Origin of the sequence: Bacillus sp. KICET-3 (genome assembly GCF_033261025.1) — a bacterium.
GTDB lineage: Bacteria > Bacillota > Bacilli > Bacillales > Bacillaceae > Bacillus > Bacillus sonorensis.
This window is the reverse complement of the sequence record NZ_CP137345.1, coordinates 4,561,696-4,577,341: the sequence shown is the minus strand read 5'-3', so window position 1 is coordinate 4,577,341 and position 15,646 is coordinate 4,561,696. Positions and strand designations below refer to the sequence as shown.

The 15,646-nt window shown below is 45.3% G+C and carries 18 protein-coding genes; 12 read left to right on the top strand and 6 right to left on the bottom strand.

Annotated elements, in window-relative coordinates; genetic code table 11:
• The first annotated feature begins 9 nt into the window (after window positions 1-9).
• The 8 genes from R5H20_RS23250 to rlmH all read left to right on the top strand — a co-directional run bounded on the left by R5H20_RS23250 (window position 10) and on the right by rlmH (window position 6,254).
• Window positions 10-804, top strand: coding sequence for an MBL fold metallo-hydrolase (locus tag R5H20_RS23250; protein WP_006639790.1), 795 nt, complete (start codon window positions 10-12; stop codon window positions 802-804).
• A gap of 82 nt (window positions 805-886) precedes the next feature.
• The gene (locus tag R5H20_RS23245) at window positions 887-2,104 is read left to right on the top strand and encodes a S1C family serine protease (protein WP_006639789.1); all 1,218 of its coding nucleotides are present in this window, start codon (window positions 887-889) and stop codon (window positions 2,102-2,104) included.
• Between the two features lie 291 nt (window positions 2,105-2,395).
• Entirely contained in the window at window positions 2,396-3,247 is an 852-nt protein-coding gene (locus R5H20_RS23240; protein ID WP_006639788.1) for an SAM hydrolase/SAM-dependent halogenase family protein, read from the top strand.
• 238 nt (window positions 3,248-3,485) lie between these two features.
• Window positions 3,486-3,956 (top strand): hypothetical protein, encoded by a 471-nt coding sequence (locus tag R5H20_RS23235; RefSeq protein ID WP_006639787.1) that lies wholly within the window; start codon window positions 3,486-3,488, stop codon window positions 3,954-3,956.
• A gap of 54 nt (window positions 3,957-4,010) precedes the next feature.
• Window positions 4,011-4,460 (top strand): GNAT family N-acetyltransferase, encoded by a 450-nt coding sequence (locus R5H20_RS23230; protein ID WP_034326824.1) that lies wholly within the window; start codon window positions 4,011-4,013, stop codon window positions 4,458-4,460.
• Between the two features lie 384 nt (window positions 4,461-4,844).
• On the top strand, window positions 4,845-5,345 hold the full coding sequence (locus R5H20_RS23225; protein ID WP_006639785.1) for a DUF4234 domain-containing protein: 501 nt from the start codon (window positions 4,845-4,847) through the stop codon (window positions 5,343-5,345).
• Window positions 5,346-5,535: 190 nt separating this feature from the next.
• Entirely contained in the window at window positions 5,536-5,694 is a 159-nt protein-coding gene (locus R5H20_RS23220) for a CxxH/CxxC protein (protein WP_003177948.1), read from the top strand.
• 80 nt (window positions 5,695-5,774) lie between these two features.
• On the top strand, window positions 5,775-6,254 hold the full coding sequence (gene rlmH / locus R5H20_RS23215) for a 23S rRNA (pseudouridine(1915)-N(3))-methyltransferase RlmH (protein ID WP_006639784.1): 480 nt from the start codon (window positions 5,775-5,777) through the stop codon (window positions 6,252-6,254).
• A 103-nt stretch (window positions 6,255-6,357) separates the two neighbouring features.
• Here the strand turns inward: rlmH and R5H20_RS23210 are convergent, their stop codons facing one another.
• On the bottom strand, window positions 6,358-6,558 hold the full coding sequence (locus R5H20_RS23210) for a hypothetical protein (RefSeq protein ID WP_141231092.1): 201 nt from the start codon (window positions 6,556-6,558) through the stop codon (window positions 6,358-6,360).
• 895 nt (window positions 6,559-7,453) lie between these two features.
• Between R5H20_RS23210 and R5H20_RS23205 the strand changes: the two genes are divergently transcribed.
• From R5H20_RS23205 to R5H20_RS23190, 4 genes are all read left to right on the top strand, one after another.
• Window positions 7,454-8,149: an ABC transporter ATP-binding protein gene (locus R5H20_RS23205; protein WP_006639783.1), complete on the top strand. Its 696-nt coding sequence runs from the start codon at window positions 7,454-7,456 to the stop codon at window positions 8,147-8,149.
• Window positions 8,146-8,502 (top strand): hypothetical protein, encoded by a 357-nt coding sequence (locus R5H20_RS23200; protein ID WP_006639782.1) that lies wholly within the window; start codon window positions 8,146-8,148, stop codon window positions 8,500-8,502. The genes R5H20_RS23205 and R5H20_RS23200 overlap by 4 nt, the downstream gene beginning before the upstream one ends.
• A 345-nt stretch (window positions 8,503-8,847) precedes the next feature.
• Window positions 8,848-10,827, top strand: coding sequence for a hypothetical protein (locus R5H20_RS23195; RefSeq protein WP_006639781.1), 1,980 nt, complete (start codon window positions 8,848-8,850; stop codon window positions 10,825-10,827).
• 326 nt (window positions 10,828-11,153) lie between these two features.
• Window positions 11,154-11,393 (top strand): hypothetical protein, encoded by a 240-nt coding sequence (locus R5H20_RS23190; RefSeq protein WP_006639780.1) that lies wholly within the window; start codon window positions 11,154-11,156, stop codon window positions 11,391-11,393.
• Window positions 11,394-11,539: 146 nt separating this feature from the next.
• On the opposite strand, the gene R5H20_RS23185 is transcribed toward R5H20_RS23190, so the two are convergent.
• The 5 genes from R5H20_RS23185 to R5H20_RS23165 all read right to left on the bottom strand — a co-directional run bounded on the left by R5H20_RS23185 (window position 11,540) and on the right by R5H20_RS23165 (window position 15,646).
• Window positions 11,540-12,142 carry a response regulator transcription factor gene (locus R5H20_RS23185; protein ID WP_006639779.1) on the bottom strand — a complete coding sequence of 201 codons (603 nt, stop codon included), beginning with the start codon at window positions 12,140-12,142 and terminating at the stop codon, window positions 11,540-11,542.
• Window positions 12,139-13,281: a sensor histidine kinase gene (locus R5H20_RS23180; RefSeq protein WP_006639778.1), complete on the bottom strand. Its 1,143-nt coding sequence runs from the start codon at window positions 13,279-13,281 to the stop codon at window positions 12,139-12,141. Before R5H20_RS23180 ends, R5H20_RS23185 begins: the two co-directional genes overlap by 4 nt.
• Window positions 13,282-13,286: 5 nt before the next feature.
• On the bottom strand, window positions 13,287-14,009 hold the full coding sequence (locus tag R5H20_RS23175; protein ID WP_206702739.1) for an ABC transporter permease: 723 nt from the start codon (window positions 14,007-14,009) through the stop codon (window positions 13,287-13,289).
• Between the two features lie 11 nt (window positions 14,010-14,020).
• Window positions 14,021-14,923, bottom strand: coding sequence for an ABC transporter ATP-binding protein (locus R5H20_RS23170; protein ID WP_006639776.1), 903 nt, complete (start codon window positions 14,921-14,923; stop codon window positions 14,021-14,023).
• 411 nt (window positions 14,924-15,334) lie between these two features.
• Complete coding sequence (locus tag R5H20_RS23165; RefSeq protein WP_006639775.1) at window positions 15,335-15,646, bottom strand: nucleotide pyrophosphohydrolase; 312 nt, start codon at window positions 15,644-15,646, stop codon at window positions 15,335-15,337.

The window sequence follows — 15,646 nt, the reverse complement described above, 5'->3', positions numbered from 1 at the left end:
TGAGAAACCATGAGCCTGCAATTTAGCGTACTTGCAAGCGGGAGTACGGGGAATGCATTTTATTTGGAAACCGATGACCACGCTTTTTTAGTAGACGCAGGACTTAGCGGGAAAGCAATTGAAGGGCTGATGGCACAAATCGACCGCAGCCTGGACGGCCTTGACGGGATTTTTGTCACTCATGAGCACAGCGACCATATTAAAGGACTCGGTGTACTGGCCAGAAAATATCAGCTGCCCGTTTATGCGAATGAAAAGACATGGAAGGCGATGGAGGGGCATATCGGCAATATCGATAACGGCCAAAAATTCGTGTTCCAAATGGAAACGGTCAAATCATTCGGTTCCCTTGATGTTGAATCATTTGGCGTTTCCCATGATGCGGCAGAACCGATGTTCTACGTGTTTCATTACAATGGACGAAAGCTTGCGCTGATTACGGATACAGGGTATGTCAGCGACAGAATGAAGGGCATCATCCGCTCAGCCAATGTCTTTGTGTTTGAAAGCAATCACGATGTCGGTATGCTGCAAATGGGCCGCTACCCTTGGAATATTAAGCGCCGGATTTTAAGCGATGTCGGTCATGTGTCAAATGAGGATGCCGCGCTTGCCATGACAGATGTCATCGGTGATGAGACGTCGCGGATTTACTTAGCCCATTTAAGCCAGGATAACAACATGAAGGAGCTCGCCAGAATGTCTGTGCAGCAAACCCTTGCCGCGAAGGGATTTATGACAGGCGAAACGTTTGATTTATATGACACAGATCCCAAAAAGCCGACACCTCTTGCGGCGGTGTAAATTTTTCGGAATCCATGATTAATCTGACAGTTTCTGATCCACACTATATACATATATCGTTCCTTGAAAGGATTTGAATATAGTGGAGTTTAATCATGATGAGGAAAAATACGTTCACGAAAAGCCGTCAAGAAATTGGAAAAGCTTTTTGTTTTCAAGTCTGATCGGTGCCGTGATCGGGGCCCTGTTGACGGTATTTGCCCTGCCGTATCTCTCAGAACAAGGGCTTTTGCCGTACAATCTCCAAGTCATCGAATCGGATGGAGGACAAGGACAAAGGGCCGGACAGGGCGGAGCTGTCCGCAATGTCTCGGTCAATGTGAATAATGAGGTCACCCAGGTCGTCTCGAAAGTGTCTGATTCAGTTGTCGGCGTCATCAATATTCAAAAAACAGGCGTCTGGGATGAAACAGGTGAAGCCGGGACCGGTTCAGGAGTCATTTACAAAAAGGACGGAAGTACGTCACATATCGTGACAAACCACCATGTCATTGAAGGAGCTTCCCAAATTGAAGTCAGCCTGAATGATGGAACGAGAATTCCGGCGAAGCTGATCGGCAGTGACAAACTGATGGATCTTGCCGTTCTTCAGGTAAAAAGCAATAAAATAAAAGCTGCCGCCGTTTTCGGAAACTCCGATAAAGTCAAAACGGGCGAGCCGGTGATAGCGATTGGAAACCCGCTAGGCCTCCAATTCTCGGGATCTGTCACACAAGGAATCATATCGGGAACCGAGCGCGCCGTTCCGGTTGATTCGGATGGAGACGGCCAACCGGATTGGAATGCCGAAGTTTTGCAGACGGATGCGGCAATTAACCCCGGGAACAGCGGCGGAGGACTGTTTAATATCGATGGAAAAGTGATCGGCATCAACTCGATGAAAATCGCCGAAAGCGCCGTCGAAGGGATCGGGCTGAGCATTCCGGCAAATCTTGCGCTTCCGGTCATTAACGATTTGGAAACATACGGAGAAGTGAGACGCCCGTATCTCGGAATCGAAATGAAGTCACTCGGCGACATTGCCAGCTATCATTGGCAAGAAACGCTTAAACTGCCGAACGATGTAACATCAGGTGTAGTCGTCATGGGCGTGCAGCCATTGTCTCCGGCCGGGAGAGCGGGGCTGAAAGAGTTGGATGTGATCGTTGAATTTGACGGCGGACGGGTATACGATATCGTCGATCTTCGCAAAAAGCTGTATACCAAAAAAGTCGGCGACACTGTAAGAGTAAAGTATTACCACGGCGGAAAAGAAAAAACGACAAAAGTAAAACTGACGCGATCCAAGTTGGGAAGCTAATTATGAACAGTCTGGTCTTCAAGGCCAGGCTGTTTTTTTGTATGCGTCCATTATGAAACGAGAGAGGTCGTTCGTCAAAAGTGTAAAAAATAATTTTCATCATAAAAATGATAGTTCCTGGAATTAAATATCTTTTTTCCTGAATGGCTTTCTTATTTTTGAACCCCCAAAAGAACATTTTAAGAAAAAAACGGACAAGCCGTCGTATTGCGTTTCAATTCGCTGTACTGTATGATGATCTTAATATTTTGACAAGGTTGATATTAAGATCGGGACGGAAAGGGAGATAGAATGAGTCAGCATGCACTTGTCTTGCAATCGGATTTTGGCATTGACGACGGAGCTGTCAATGCGATGTACGGAGTGGCTTATTCAGTTGACAGTTCAATCCGGATTTTCGATGTAACGCACAATATCCCAGTGTTCCATATTTGGGAGGCTTCATACCGTTTACTGCAGACGGTTTCTTATTGGCCGGAAGGGACGGTATTCGTATCTGTCGTCGATCCCGGCGTCGGTTCGGAACGCCGCAGCGTGGCAGTCAGAACAAGTACAAATCAATATATTATTACACCGGATAACGGCACCCTCACCCATATTAAACAGAAAATCGGCATCGCTGAAGCCCGGCATCTTGATGAGACGCAAAACAGACTTCCGGAATCCGGAGAGTCGCACACCTTCCATGGCCGCGACATTTATGCCTATACAGGGGCAAGGCTCGCATCAGGCGTGATCCGCTTCGATCAAATCGGCCCTGAAGTTTTACCTGAATCCCTCATCAAACTTCCTGTTATGGAAGCCTTTATAGAAGATGAATGGATAACGGGAACGATTGATATTTTGGATGTACGCTTCGGGAATCTATGGACGAATATCAGCCGCCGGCTTTTCAGCAAGTTAGACATTCGTTACGGGGACGCTTTAAACGTCATCATTACACATGGGACAAATCAAGTCTATTGCCAAACGATCGTTTTTGGCCGTTCTTTTGCCGACATACCAGTGGGAGAACCGCTTGTATATGTGAATTCGTTGGACAATTTGGGCGTTGCAATCAATCAGGGTTCCTTTGCCGAAGTATATGATATCGGGACCGGAATCCACTGGCGGATTTCATTGCGCAAAGCGCGGCAGGATTAAACAATCTGGATGGATATTCAGATTGTTTTTCATGCTTATATCATAAAAGAAGAAAAGAGGGCCTGTTTCGGCAGGTCACCGGAATGGAAATTATGACAAAAATGGTACAATTGTCTTAGTGGTACATAAGCCTTATTGTCTAAAATCCGGAAAAGGAATATATTGATGAGGTGTGCCGCTATTATAAAAATATTCATTCAGTTCATTTGTTTGGAAAACCAATGTCCGGAGGAATGAGATGAACGACAATGTACCGATGGCTATGAAAGCGTTGTCTAGCATGAAAAGCAAAAGTATGATATCCGTTTTTGTTCTGTGTGTTGTCACCTTGGGAATTTACATTCCATACTGGTTTCTCTCAAGGAAAAAAGTGTTTGAACTGCTGCCATATCTTGATATTCCCTACACCACCCTAAAAGTCATGATCGTCTATCATTTATGTACAATCCCACTAAGAATCTCAGCTGCCATTGTATTTACGGAGATGCACTACAGCCTGTTCCTTTTGCTGCACAGAATCACGATCATCTTGTCTGCAGCGGTTTTGATCTACTGCGCACTTTCAGTAACGGCAGCCATCAATAAGCTGTCTGGCGATGAACCAAAAAAAGGAACCGTTTTTGCTTTCCTATTGAACGTCTTTTACATACAGCATAGAATCAACAAATTTTCTGAGCCGAAGCGAGGGTATATCACAAAAGCTTCATAAATAAGGAAGTGAGGCCACTTGGTAAAATCGAATTCTGTATTGTCTCTGTCCCCCATGTCCAAAAAGGATTTTACAGCCTATAGCACATACTCAATCGAGCATTACGCCATTGAAAAAGTAAAAGCTGGCACATGGACTGCGGCGGAGGCAGTGGCAAAAGCGGAAGAACAAATTCAACAGCTTTTGCCAAACGGAACGGAGACCGCCAACCATCATCTTTTCTCGATTGTAAATGAACAAGGGGAAGTCATGGGATGGGCCTGGTTTTATGCCGACCCGCACCACCCGCTAAAAGAAGCGTTTATTTACGATTTTGGGCTGTATGAAGCGTTCCGCGGCCAAGGAAACGGACAGCAGGCTCTCGCCGCCCTGGAAGAGCAAGCAAAGCGGTTAGGAGTGAAAAAACTGTCCCTTCATGTATTTGCCCATAATAAAACCGCAAGACACTTATATGAAAAGATGAATTTTGAGGTTACAGATCTGAATATGAGCAAATGGCTGTAAAAAGGAAGGATGAAAGCTGACACAAGCTTTGATCCTTTTATTTTGAGCGGGTACAATATAAAAGAAACACAAAACAGTTATATAGGCCTGTGTTATGTTACAAAACGTAAAGTTTTCTGTTGAAAACTGAAAAATAAACTGCATGATGCCCTATTAATAAACGTTTATTAACAAACAAAAATGACAAAAGAATCGAAACCAAAGTCTTATGTCATTCAAGAAAAACACTAAAGGAATACATAGACCTAAAAATATCCCACTTTCTAACTCATTATTACTTTGATTTATCCAGTATTTTATAGTACCTTTTTACATAGCAAGTGGAAAACAATACATTCAAAGGATAAAAAGACCGAAAGTTTCAAGAAAGAAGTGGATCAAACAATGAATGAGGAACGAAAATTAGCGGAATTTCCGAGGATCCGGATCATCCATATGATTGTTTTAACAATCGTCACCTTCGGAATGTATATCCCATATTGGTTTCTGTCACGAAGACAGGCTCTTGAACGGCTTCAAATCAAGCTCCCCTATGTAGCCATAAAAGTTACTGTGCTCTTATTTGCGTTTTCAATTTTAGAGCTTTTTTGGACATCTTCTCTCATATCTATTCAGCGTATGTGGGGAGAAGACATTTTACCTATTCAGGATTACCCTTTGCTGCTTCCGTTACATCCTGAGGACAGTTTTTTAAGTGAGTTTGGCTTTTTGCTGTTTACGATCGTGAATATTTGCAGCAGTTTCAACATCAGAAGCGGTTTTAAAAAGCAGCTCTCAAATCAACCGGTAAATGGCTGGTTTACTTTCTTGTTTCACATTTGGTATCTTCAGCGGATCATAAATAAACATGCCGCACTCGATGCTTCAGAACAAGAAACAGCATGACAGAGGGATATGTAAGCATTGGCGCAAATACAGCCAATGCTTTTTTCAGTTATCCAGAAGACGAGTATGATTGTTGTGGATAAATAAAGGATATGAGTGCAATCACCTATTAACATGTTAATAAATAGGGTATATTGGATAAGGGGCCTTTTTAAAAAAGCCCAATGAAGCAAATATTGGAGGTACACTCATGAAATCTTGTGAGGAACATATTGAAACCGTCATTGACATGTATGTAGATGAAGAAGAATTAGCCCCAGAAATCAGAAAAATCGAACATACACACAGTTTATCCACAACCTGTGAATTGTGCGATAAGCCAGCAGTATATATAGTGGGGAACGAATGATCGGACACAAAATACACAACCTTTATCCACAATTGTGGATAATATATATGAATAACTTGTTCTTAAAGTGGGGATGACCTGTGAATATATCAATCGTAGCAATCGGAAAACTAAAAGAAAAATATTTAAAACAAGGAATCGACGAATACATAAAACGGCTTTCCGCATACGCAAAAGTCGACATCATCGAACTCCCGGACGAAAAAGCGCCGGAAAACCTAAGCGAGCAGGACATGAAAATCGTCAAAGACAAAGAAGGCGAACGAATCCTCTCCAAAATCAGCCCCGACGCCCACGTCATCGCCTTGGCAATCGAAGGAAAAATGAAAAGCTCGGAAGAATTAGCCGATAATATGGATAGACTCGCCACATATGGGAAGAGCAAGGTAACCTTCGTCATCGGCGGCTCGCTCGGGTTGAGCGACGCCGTACTGAAGCGCGCGGATGAGAAGTTATCGTTTTCGAGGATGACATTTCCGCATCAGCTCATGCGGCTGATTTTGCTGGAGCAGGTTTATCGGGCGTTTCGGATTAATCGGGGGGAGCCTTATCATAAGTAAATGAGGTTTCCATGCATCAAAAAAATAATCCTATTCAAGACAGTTTCTTGAGTAGGATTTTCTATAAACGCAAATAATTAAAATAGACTCTAATTACTATTCATTAAATGTGTGTATAAGAATTGTGCTGCTTCTTTATTTTTTCTATTTCTCCTGAAGGTTTACAAACAACCAAATAAGTATCATATCTATCATAAAGAACTACTGAATAATTACCATCTTCAAGTAATTTAAACTCACTTATTTTTAAGCTAGCGCGACTAGTTGCCATAACATTGGATACATTATCTAATAATTGATGCAAATCTAAACCTTCACTTAATGACGGGGATTCTAGCTCTTTAGTAATAATAGACTTTACTAAAAGAATATTTTTTACAATTTATATAAAATTAGTTATCCTGACAAAACAGGAGAAACACCAAACAACGACTGCGGATGCCGACACTATAGTCCTGAAAGCACCCTGCCACAGAAACAAATCAAACAAGATACCTAAATGAGGGCAAACAAAAGAAAAAACCATATGACAAAAGAAGTTTTTATTTGGGTCCGGTGACCCTAACACTAATTCTCCTTAACTCCCAGGATACTGTCCCAAAGCATCCAGCCGTTGCTGCTGTTATTCTTTTCTAAGCCAAATCATATGACTTCAACAGCTACTTGTGAATTATAGGTTATTGGAGACAGGATACAGGACGCTAATCAGTAAAATTGATTTGATCTTTGTAGCGTTGGCGATTTTTCTTCAGGTGTGCATCCTTCCAGTTCTTGTAATGCTGGATTGGCTTTTGCAAGCAACCTAATAAAATATTTGGAATATAATATATGATCTTTATTTGTAGTTTTATCTTGGTAGCCTTAGCAGTAAGTTATGTTATGCGGTGCAATCCTCTACTTTTCTAGGCTTAGTATTGATGCCGGCCGTTATTCAGAAAATTTAACAAGAAGCAAATTCCTTGTGCTCCTGCAGCAAATAGGTTTCCTTATGGTAGAACAAGTGAAATTTGCTAGCTATAAAGGAATTAATGTTTGTGACAAAGAAGAAATAGGATGTCACGACACTGTCAACAAGAGTGAGAAAAAACCGTTCCCGTATTAATGTGGTAGGTGGGTGATGATTAATCGGCTTGAAAATGAGGAGGAATGGAATAAATGAGTGCCGCTTTTTATAGCGTTGAATTTGATGGGAGGTACAGATGTTGATTGAAGCACAAGGCATTTCAGTAGCAATTGGCGGGCGCTCCGTTCTTGATGGTGAGACCGTTCGTTGCCCGCCAGGGGTCATGACAGCCCTCGTTGGTCCGAGCGGATGTGGAAAGACTACACTTTTGCACTGCCTCGGGCTATTGCTCCCGGTTGATCAGGGACGCATCTTGATAGACGGAGACGATGTCACAAGCTATGGTACTGCAGCACGGCGTCGGTTTTGGCGTGATCATGCGGCGTTCATACTTCAGGATTATGGCATCATGGATGAGGAGTCGGTTGCGTTTAATGTCACCATGCAGGCGAGCGTTCTGGGACGACGCGTCACGGGAAACCAAGAACGGTTGGCGCAGGTGCTCGAGCAGACGGGTCTCCAGGGCCGAGAAGGTGAATTGGCCAGCCACCTGAGTGGGGGCGAGAAGCAGCGACTCGCACTGGCTCGTGCCATCTACAAAGACGCTGCATTCCTGTTTGTCGATGAGCCGACCGCCTCGCTCGACGAAACCAATCGGCGAAAGGTCATCGATCTGTTTGCGGACTTTGCCGCACGCGGCCGCACGGTTATTGTGTCGACGCACGACTCTGAGATGATCAACGCGTGTGACGCCCGGCATGAGGTCGGTTCCAACAGCTCGTCACAACACTTGTCGACCAGCGATCCTGCTAACTTAGGAGGTTCCTCATGAAGTCAGCCTCTAAGATCATTATCGGTGTCGTTGTTGGATTGTTGCTTGTAGTTGGGGCAGTTGCGTTCCTAAACGGCTGGGTCACAGTGTCAAGAGACACCCATCCGCCGTGCGACCAGCTGCCGAACGTAGCAGAGGCCACTGCAGCGCTTGCCAGACATCGAGACCTCGCCGAGGAGATTAAAGCGTTGGGTGATGGTATTACAGTCGAAGTGGGCAAGCCGTGTCCCGATGACCAGAACCGAGGGCTGGTCATGGTTAGCTATGGTTCAAGATCCGAACATGACGCAAGCTCCGACCTGCTCAGCCGCCGCGACGGGTTTGGGGTTCCAGTGCACCTGGTGAAGCGGTAACTCAACTTCCGCAAAACCGACTTGGTGTAACCGTTGCCCGCTTATGTATAAGACTGGCTCCCCGTTTTTGCCAAGCTGTATGAACCCGATGCAGACTGCCTACGCCAAGTACGAGACGCTGGCAAAGCTGTACATCTTGGCGCCTTTGGAGATTGATAGGTGGCAGTGACAAATGAGTTGAAGAGTAGAAATATTGACAAAAATAGTTGAATAAATGAGGAGGAATGAAATGGATGAAAAACATTACCTGTTAATCCAGGCAATTATGCCAGACCCCGGCGATACCGGTTGTGATCGCCGGGGATTAGCATGGCGATTTTCAAATAGTTCTTGGAGGTTTAGCTTGTGTATAAACGAATTATAGTGGCTGTCGCTGGCGCGTTGTTTGCTCTGCTAGCGCTAATGGCGGCGATCATCACCGATTTATATGATCGAGACTTTCCGCAGGCCATTGGTGTCGAGAGCAGGTTAAACCTCGATTTCAGCGAATCGGGGCTTTCCATTACTGAAGCGTTTGCGAAGCTGGAGAAGCTCGATGCGCGCTGGGATCTTGGGCTGGTCAAGGTCGCTCCAGATCTTGCCAGCGACGGTGATGGCAAAGTCTTCGTAGCACTTAATGATGGAGGTTTACCCGCCGAATTTACTTGGTTTGGCGGCGATGGTGCAGGCAAGATTGTCGGCAAGGACCGGCTTGAAAGCTCCTATCCCGATGGGTTCTATCTCGTGACTGGCGAAAAGGCTCACTTGAGCGAGTTCGAGGACACGCTGAAAAGTGAAGGTGTGAAGGTTGGCCGCGGGGATGCGTCAATTTTTAAAAGCCTTGAATTCGTTGTGCGAGAAAGAGGATTTGCTGCCGCCGTTCTTGCGGCGTTTGCGCTGATCGTGGCGCTGGCGCTGTTCTGGTTGTCGTTGAGAGCGCGTGGGCGTGCCCTTCGGGTTCTGGGCGGGTGTCCGACCTCGCGGATCCAGGTGCAGGACCTGGCCGGAGTTGGGGTTGCGCTGCTGGTTTCGGCGGGCGCCGTGGCACTGGCTGCGTCGTGCTATGTGGGTGTGTTTCATGGCTGGATATACGTCGGTACCTTCCTCAAGGCGCTGGTCAGCCTGCAGGTCGCCGTCATCGCCGTATCCCTGCTCGCTACGCTTGTCATGTCAGCCTCTGCATGGCCGAGCGCTACCATGATCGCCACCAGACAACCTGCGGTAAAAAGCCTGCGTGCATCTGCGATCGTGATCCAGGCGCTAACGTTCCTCCTGGTGGTGGCTGCGGCTGGGCCTGCTTGGTCCGCATACAAACACTCCTCAGCTATAGCTGCTGAAATGGCTCAGTGGAAGAAACTTTCAGACCAGGTCGCGATTGTGTTCGCGACAGACGTTGACGAGATGAACCACATGGAGCCGATGATTAGTAAACTGGTCAAGGATGCGGAATCGCTTGATAAGGTAGCTCTTTCCTACACATATACTCAAGAAATGCCAATGCCAGTCGATTTTGGAGATTACTCGGCCATCTCTTTCGTGAACCAGCGTTGGCTTGATTTGGTGACCATGGATGCACCCCAGCCGGCTATTACAAAGGTACCTTACAACAGCATTCCAGAAGGGCTTGTCAAAATGATTCGAGAAGAGGCTGAGCTTTTGTCGAGGAAAGAGCTTTCCGATGAGCTGTTCGGTCAGTTCCAGTTCTTGCGGCCGGTCGACGGATTCCGGTTGCCGGTAGCCCAAGGAGGAGGGGGTGAAAGACTCCACTTTGCAGACGATGTCCTGGTTGTCGTCGTGCCCTCGCTATACGATACCTATAACGATTCTGCCTTGACTTCGATGGTCTCAGGAAGCAACATCGTTTTTACCGGTGTGACTGCTACGCAGGAATTGCTAGAGAAACACGCCCTGAACGTGCAGGCGCTACGCGATCGTGGTCTTAACGGTGAACTGAAAGTTGTCTATGTTGCCGAAGAGGGGATTCTACACGCGCAGTTCGCAGCGTACGTTGTATGGTTGTTGAATCTTGCGCTGATTGCATTGGTTATTGCTTTCACTGTCGCTGCTGCGATCAGTGCGTTGATCACCGCGCTGCTGCAGGCGAAGCGTGACTTCCCGCTGCGGGTGGCAGGCCAGTCATGGTTGCGGATTCTTCAGAGCCGCGTGGCCAAAGAAATGCTTGCTGGGGCCGGTCTTGTGGGCGTTGTTGTCTTGCTCCAAAGGCCTGATCCTGATGAGATGGGGGCTGTACTTGTGGCCGCGGTGTATGGGTTGCTTGTTGTGCCGCTGAGCCATCTGTTTGCTGCACGTTGGTGTTTCGATAGCGTCAGCAAACGGCGAATTTAACTTGAGGTGCAGATGTTGAATGAAGCCCGGGGCGTTTCAATAGCAATTGGCGGTCGGTCCGTGCTTGACGGCACGGACCATTTATTGTTCGACCGGGATCATGACAGCCCTCGTTGATCCGAGCAGAAAATTGTTGAGATATTATGTTATACGATGATTATCGCAGGTGGTACTGATTTCTTCATTTTTGAGGAAGATGATTATTTTGATTATCGAAAAGAAGAGGATAAGACAAAGCTTTATCATATTAAGAGAATGTTTAAAAAATAAGCCGTTGTTATGTCAACAGGTGACGAGTGTTAGTAAGGTAAAATGGCGGTGAAATAATGGATAAAATCGTAAAAAGGATTTTATCACCAAGTAAAGAATACAAAGTTGAAATTATCAAAAGACATGATGGTCTATACACAACAGAAGTTTCTAGGTGGATTGAATGGGATGACGATTATGCATATGAGTATTGGAGTCCAACCAAACAAGGTTTATCACTGATTGATACAGAGGAAAGAGCAATAAAAATTGGTATTGAACAGCTAAAAGAATATTCTGGTGAACTCATCGACTAAGGTGATGCTTATTAAAAAACATATCAAAACGAGAGTGAGGACATTAGATGATAGTTGTTCAATAAAGGGTTATCTTATATCTTAAAAATAGCTATAAGGCCAGAAAATGTTCACGTACAATAAACTGCTAAACATCCAGACCACACTCAAATCCACCCCTCCTCCTCCGCAACTTTCGCCGCCTCCGTCCGGTTCTTCGCCCCCAGCTTATGCATAATCTCAGAAATATAATTCCGGACGGTGCCGGCTGACAAGAACAGCTCAGCGGAGATTTCTTTCGTCGTCTTTCCTAGAGCCGCCAAGCGCAGGATGTCCTGCTCGCGTTCGGTCAGCGGGTTCACCTTGCGGATGGCATCGAAGGTGAGTTCCGGGCTGAAGGTTCGTTTGCCTGTCATGCATTTGCGGATGGTGTCTGCGAGTTCGTCGATTTCTCCGTCTTTCAGCAGGTAGCCGTGGACATTGCTTTTTAACGCCCGTTCGAAGTAGCCGGGGCGGGCGAACGTTGTCAGAATGATGATTTTGCTTTTTGAGCCTCGTTTTGCCAGTTCTTCAGCTACTTCTAAGCCGCTTTTTGCCGGCATTTCGATATCCATGAGGCAGACATCCGGCTCCAGTTTGAGAATGGCGGCGAGCGCTTCTTCACCGTTTGTCGCCTGGCCGATCACTTCCATGTCTTCTTCCAGGTCAAGCAAGGAGCCCAGGGCGCTTAACAGCATTCTTTGATCTTCGGCGATAAATAAACGAATCATTGTATTGCTTCCTTTCGTTCTGCTTTCTTTACAATTGGAACGGTGATGTGTAAAACAGCGCCGTTATGGGTTGAAACGTCCAGTGTTCCGTCGATTAATGCGAGCCTTTCTTTCATTCCGCGCAAACCGTTTCCAAACGGTTTCTTTTGATCGATCCCCATTCCGTCGTCTTTGACAATGATGCTCATTTTTTCATCCGATTGAGAAATGGAGATGGTGCAATGGGTGGCGCGGCTGTGTTTGACGATATTTGTGGCTGCTTCCCGTATACACATGCTGACGATATTTTGTGTGACCGGAGGGACTTTTGAAAAATCTGAGTCTCCATCGTATCGGAATGTCATTTCCGCAGCTCTGAGTATTTGCTGGATGTGGATGAGCTCTTCAGCGATTGCAGTCGTTTTCATATCGGATACGAGCTCTCTTACTTGCTTTAAGGCGGCTCTTGATGTGATTTCCATTTCTTTTGCTTCTTTGCGCGCCCGTTCGGAATCGATGGTGACGATCCGCTGGACAAGCTGGCTTTTTAAGGTGAGCAGTGACAGGGTATGGCCGAGTGTATCGTGAAGGTCGCGGGCAATCCGTGTCCGCTCTTCGCGTTTTACTAATTCCTTGATGTGCTGATTTGCTTTGTCAAGCTGTTGTTCCAGTTCTATCCGGCGGAACATGGAACGGATGCCGAATGGCGACATGAGCATAATAATGAAAAAGGGAAGAAAGCGAACGATCTGGCTTGCCGTCTGGGATAAATTACTTTGAATGAAATAAAAAACAAAAGGGATCAACAATACGAAAATGAAACTAATAAAACCGTGCTGAAACTTCTTTTTATCTCGATAAAAACCGATAAAGTTCGCTGGAAAAAAGCCTAAAAATATGAAACTGATATCGTATAATGCACTGAAAATAAGGATGATTGAAAGCTGTACGGTCAGCCAATAAGAGAATCCTTTTTTTTGCGGCGAAACACAATAAAGCTGGCGGTACGTGATAAAGAAAAGCAGCACCATTCCATAGCCGATAAGCTGTTTGATCCCCGTTTCTTGCGTCAAATAAAAGATCGGCATCAGCAAATAGACTAAAAAGATATAGGGGAAGAAGCCGTATTGGCTCGGAAATATGCTGATTGTTTTTTTCATTCTGGTCACACCGCTTCTTGTTTTCTTCTTATATATTTAGATAGTAGCATAAGCACGATGAAATAGGCGAACAGAACGAGAACATTGTTCCAGTCCGGCATTTTGCCTCGAACAATTTCCCATGCTCCATTTCCAAAATGATAGGACGGCAGCCAATGGCTGATATTCTGCATCATTTTCGGCATCACTTCAAGAGGCATCCACATCCCCCCGGTAACAGCGAGGACCATATAGAGCACATTGCTGACTCCGGCCGCTGTATCGACTTTTTTCATCATCCCGATCAATGTCCCGATCGCCAGAAACGGAAAGGAGCCAAGCAGGATCCACAAGCCGCTCATGAACCATTCAAACGGTGTCAAAGAAACTCCGTTGATGATGGCGCCGAATGAGAAAATAACCGTGATCGAAAGAATATGAATGACGCTTTGCCCGGCCATTTGGGCGATAAAATAAATATGATCAGGGAGAGGCGTAACGCGAATGAACGTCGACCAGCCTTGGGTGCGCTCTTGAACCATGCGGATCCCGAGCGACATGATCGAGGAGCCCATGACACTAAATGTTGTCATCGACATTAAATAATGCGCTTTCCAAGCCCCAGGGTCCGGAGCATTTGTGTTGACGACATTTGTAAAAATGTAATAAAAGGCAATCGGCATTACCAATGACCAAAAGACAAAATAGCGGTTTCTGAGCATTCTTTTGATTTCCATTTTGCATTGCATTTGAAATATATTCACTTTACATCGTCTCCTTTGCCAGTCAGCTGACGAAACGCCTCTTCAAGATTTCCGCGTTCAATTTGAATATCATAAGCGCCGATCTTTTCTGTGAAAAGAAGTTCCAATATTTTGTCCGTATTAGTCGTGTCGATGCAAATCCGATTGTTTTTCCGGAAAATATGCCCGATTTCCGGGTGCTGATACAGCTTTTCCAGAGATTGTTCCGGATCGGCCATAAATGAAACTGAATGCTTCGATATTTTTGATTTAATTTGCAGCGGCGTTCCGTCCGCAACAATCCTGCCGTCTTTAAACAGCAAGATTCGTTGTGCGGCATCATCAGCTTCCTGTAAGTAGTGTGTAGAAAAAATGATCGTTTTTCCTCGATCTGCGAGCATTTTGACCGTTTGCCAAAAGCGGTTTCTTGAGGTGATATCCATGCCGACCGTAGGTTCGTCAAAGATCATCAGCTCTGGATCACCGGCAAGCGCCAAGGCAAAGCTCAGACGCCGCTTTTGGCCTCCTGACAACTTTTCTGCCCGCGTTTTTACATCCTTTTCTGTCAGACCTGTTAATGCAGTAAGCTTCTGAAAGGATAACGGCTTTGGATAGTAGCTCCGGACAAGTTCGATGATTTCGCCTGCGCGCAAACCCGGTGTTACGCTGACTTCCTGCAGCATCGTGCCGATTTTTTCGCGCACCTGTTTTTCGTGCGGCAGGGAATTGAATAATGTAATGTCGCCGGATGTCGGTTTTAACAGCCCCAACATCATGGAAATCGTTGTCGTTTTTCCGGCCCCGTTTGGCCCCAGAATCGCTACAATTTCCCCTTTTCCGATTGAAAAATTGATATGTTCAACCGCCGTTTTCTGGCGGAATGTCTTTGTCACGTTCGTCAAGCTTACAACATTGTCCATGGCTTATAGACACCTCCTGATTTACTCATTTCATTGTATAAGTCGAGAGAGGAGGATTTTAGTAAGAGATGTCATGAAAATAAGATGACAAATGTCATTTTTTAAACAATGAAAATAATATAGAGAGCTTACGTTGTAGAAAGAATGAAGTGTGCAAAGCAAATGAGGGCGGGGAGGATTACTGTAAGATAAACAAGCAGGGCGCCATAATAATCGGCGTCCTGTCTTCTACAGAGGCTGCTTGTTTAATTTCAACTGAAGATTCTTTTGTATTATTACGGATGGGGCATTTACTATGGAGGTGTAGAGAGAGCTGTCAAAGAAACTCTCTATATATGCATTGTCATATAACGTGTTTCGGCCCTCTCTATCGCTGTGGAGAAAGACATAATAAAAATTATAAGGAGTGTCTTAACCATTATTTTTAACCGGATACTTCCTCCCATTCTTCACAATCTTCTCTTCCACAATCTCTTTTACATCCAATCCAAGATCGTTACATAACATGAATGAGTAGATCAATACATCCGCGATTTCTTCACGGATGTTTTCTTTATTTGCTTTGAGTGCTTCTTCACTGCTTATCCATTGGAAGTCTTCCAGCAGCTCTGCTGCTTCGATGGAGATTGAGATGGCGAGGTCTTTTGGGTTATGGTATTGTCTCCAGTTTCGTTCATCTCTGAATTCATTAATTGCGTTAATAAGGCTTTGAATGTCGCTCAT

Excerpts from the sequence above, each read along its gene's own strand:
- R5H20_RS23185 (WP_006639779.1), bottom strand. The coding sequence starts at position 12,142 with ATGATTCGTTTATTTATCGCCGAAGATCAAAGAATGCTGTTAAGCGCC.
- R5H20_RS23180 (WP_006639778.1), bottom strand. The coding sequence starts at position 13,281 with ATGAAAAAAACAATCAGCATATTTCCGAGCCAATACGGCTTCTTCCCC.
- R5H20_RS23190 (WP_006639780.1), top strand. The coding sequence starts at position 11,154 with ATGGATAAAATCGTAAAAAGGATTTTATCACCAAGTAAAGAATACAAA.
- R5H20_RS23220 (WP_003177948.1), top strand. The coding sequence starts at position 5,536 with ATGAAATCTTGTGAGGAACATATTGAAACCGTCATTGACATGTATGTA.
- R5H20_RS23175 (WP_206702739.1), bottom strand. The coding sequence starts at position 14,009 with ATGCAATGCAAAATGGAAATCAAAAGAATGCTCAGAAACCGCTATTTT.
- R5H20_RS23170 (WP_006639776.1), bottom strand. The coding sequence starts at position 14,923 with ATGGACAATGTTGTAAGCTTGACGAACGTGACAAAGACATTCCGCCAG.
- R5H20_RS23250 (WP_006639790.1), top strand. The coding sequence starts at position 10 with ATGAGCCTGCAATTTAGCGTACTTGCAAGCGGGAGTACGGGGAATGCA.
- R5H20_RS23205 (WP_006639783.1), top strand. The coding sequence starts at position 7,454 with ATGTTGATTGAAGCACAAGGCATTTCAGTAGCAATTGGCGGGCGCTCC.
- R5H20_RS23240 (WP_006639788.1), top strand. The coding sequence starts at position 2,396 with ATGAGTCAGCATGCACTTGTCTTGCAATCGGATTTTGGCATTGACGAC.
- R5H20_RS23165 (WP_006639775.1), bottom strand. The coding sequence starts at position 15,646 with ATGAGCGACATTCAAAGCCTTATTAACGCAATTAATGAATTCAGAGAT.
- R5H20_RS23230 (WP_034326824.1), top strand. The coding sequence starts at position 4,011 with ATGTCCAAAAAGGATTTTACAGCCTATAGCACATACTCAATCGAGCAT.
- R5H20_RS23225 (WP_006639785.1), top strand. The coding sequence starts at position 4,845 with ATGAATGAGGAACGAAAATTAGCGGAATTTCCGAGGATCCGGATCATC.
- R5H20_RS23200 (WP_006639782.1), top strand. The coding sequence starts at position 8,146 with ATGAAGTCAGCCTCTAAGATCATTATCGGTGTCGTTGTTGGATTGTTG.
- R5H20_RS23235 (WP_006639787.1), top strand. The coding sequence starts at position 3,486 with ATGAACGACAATGTACCGATGGCTATGAAAGCGTTGTCTAGCATGAAA.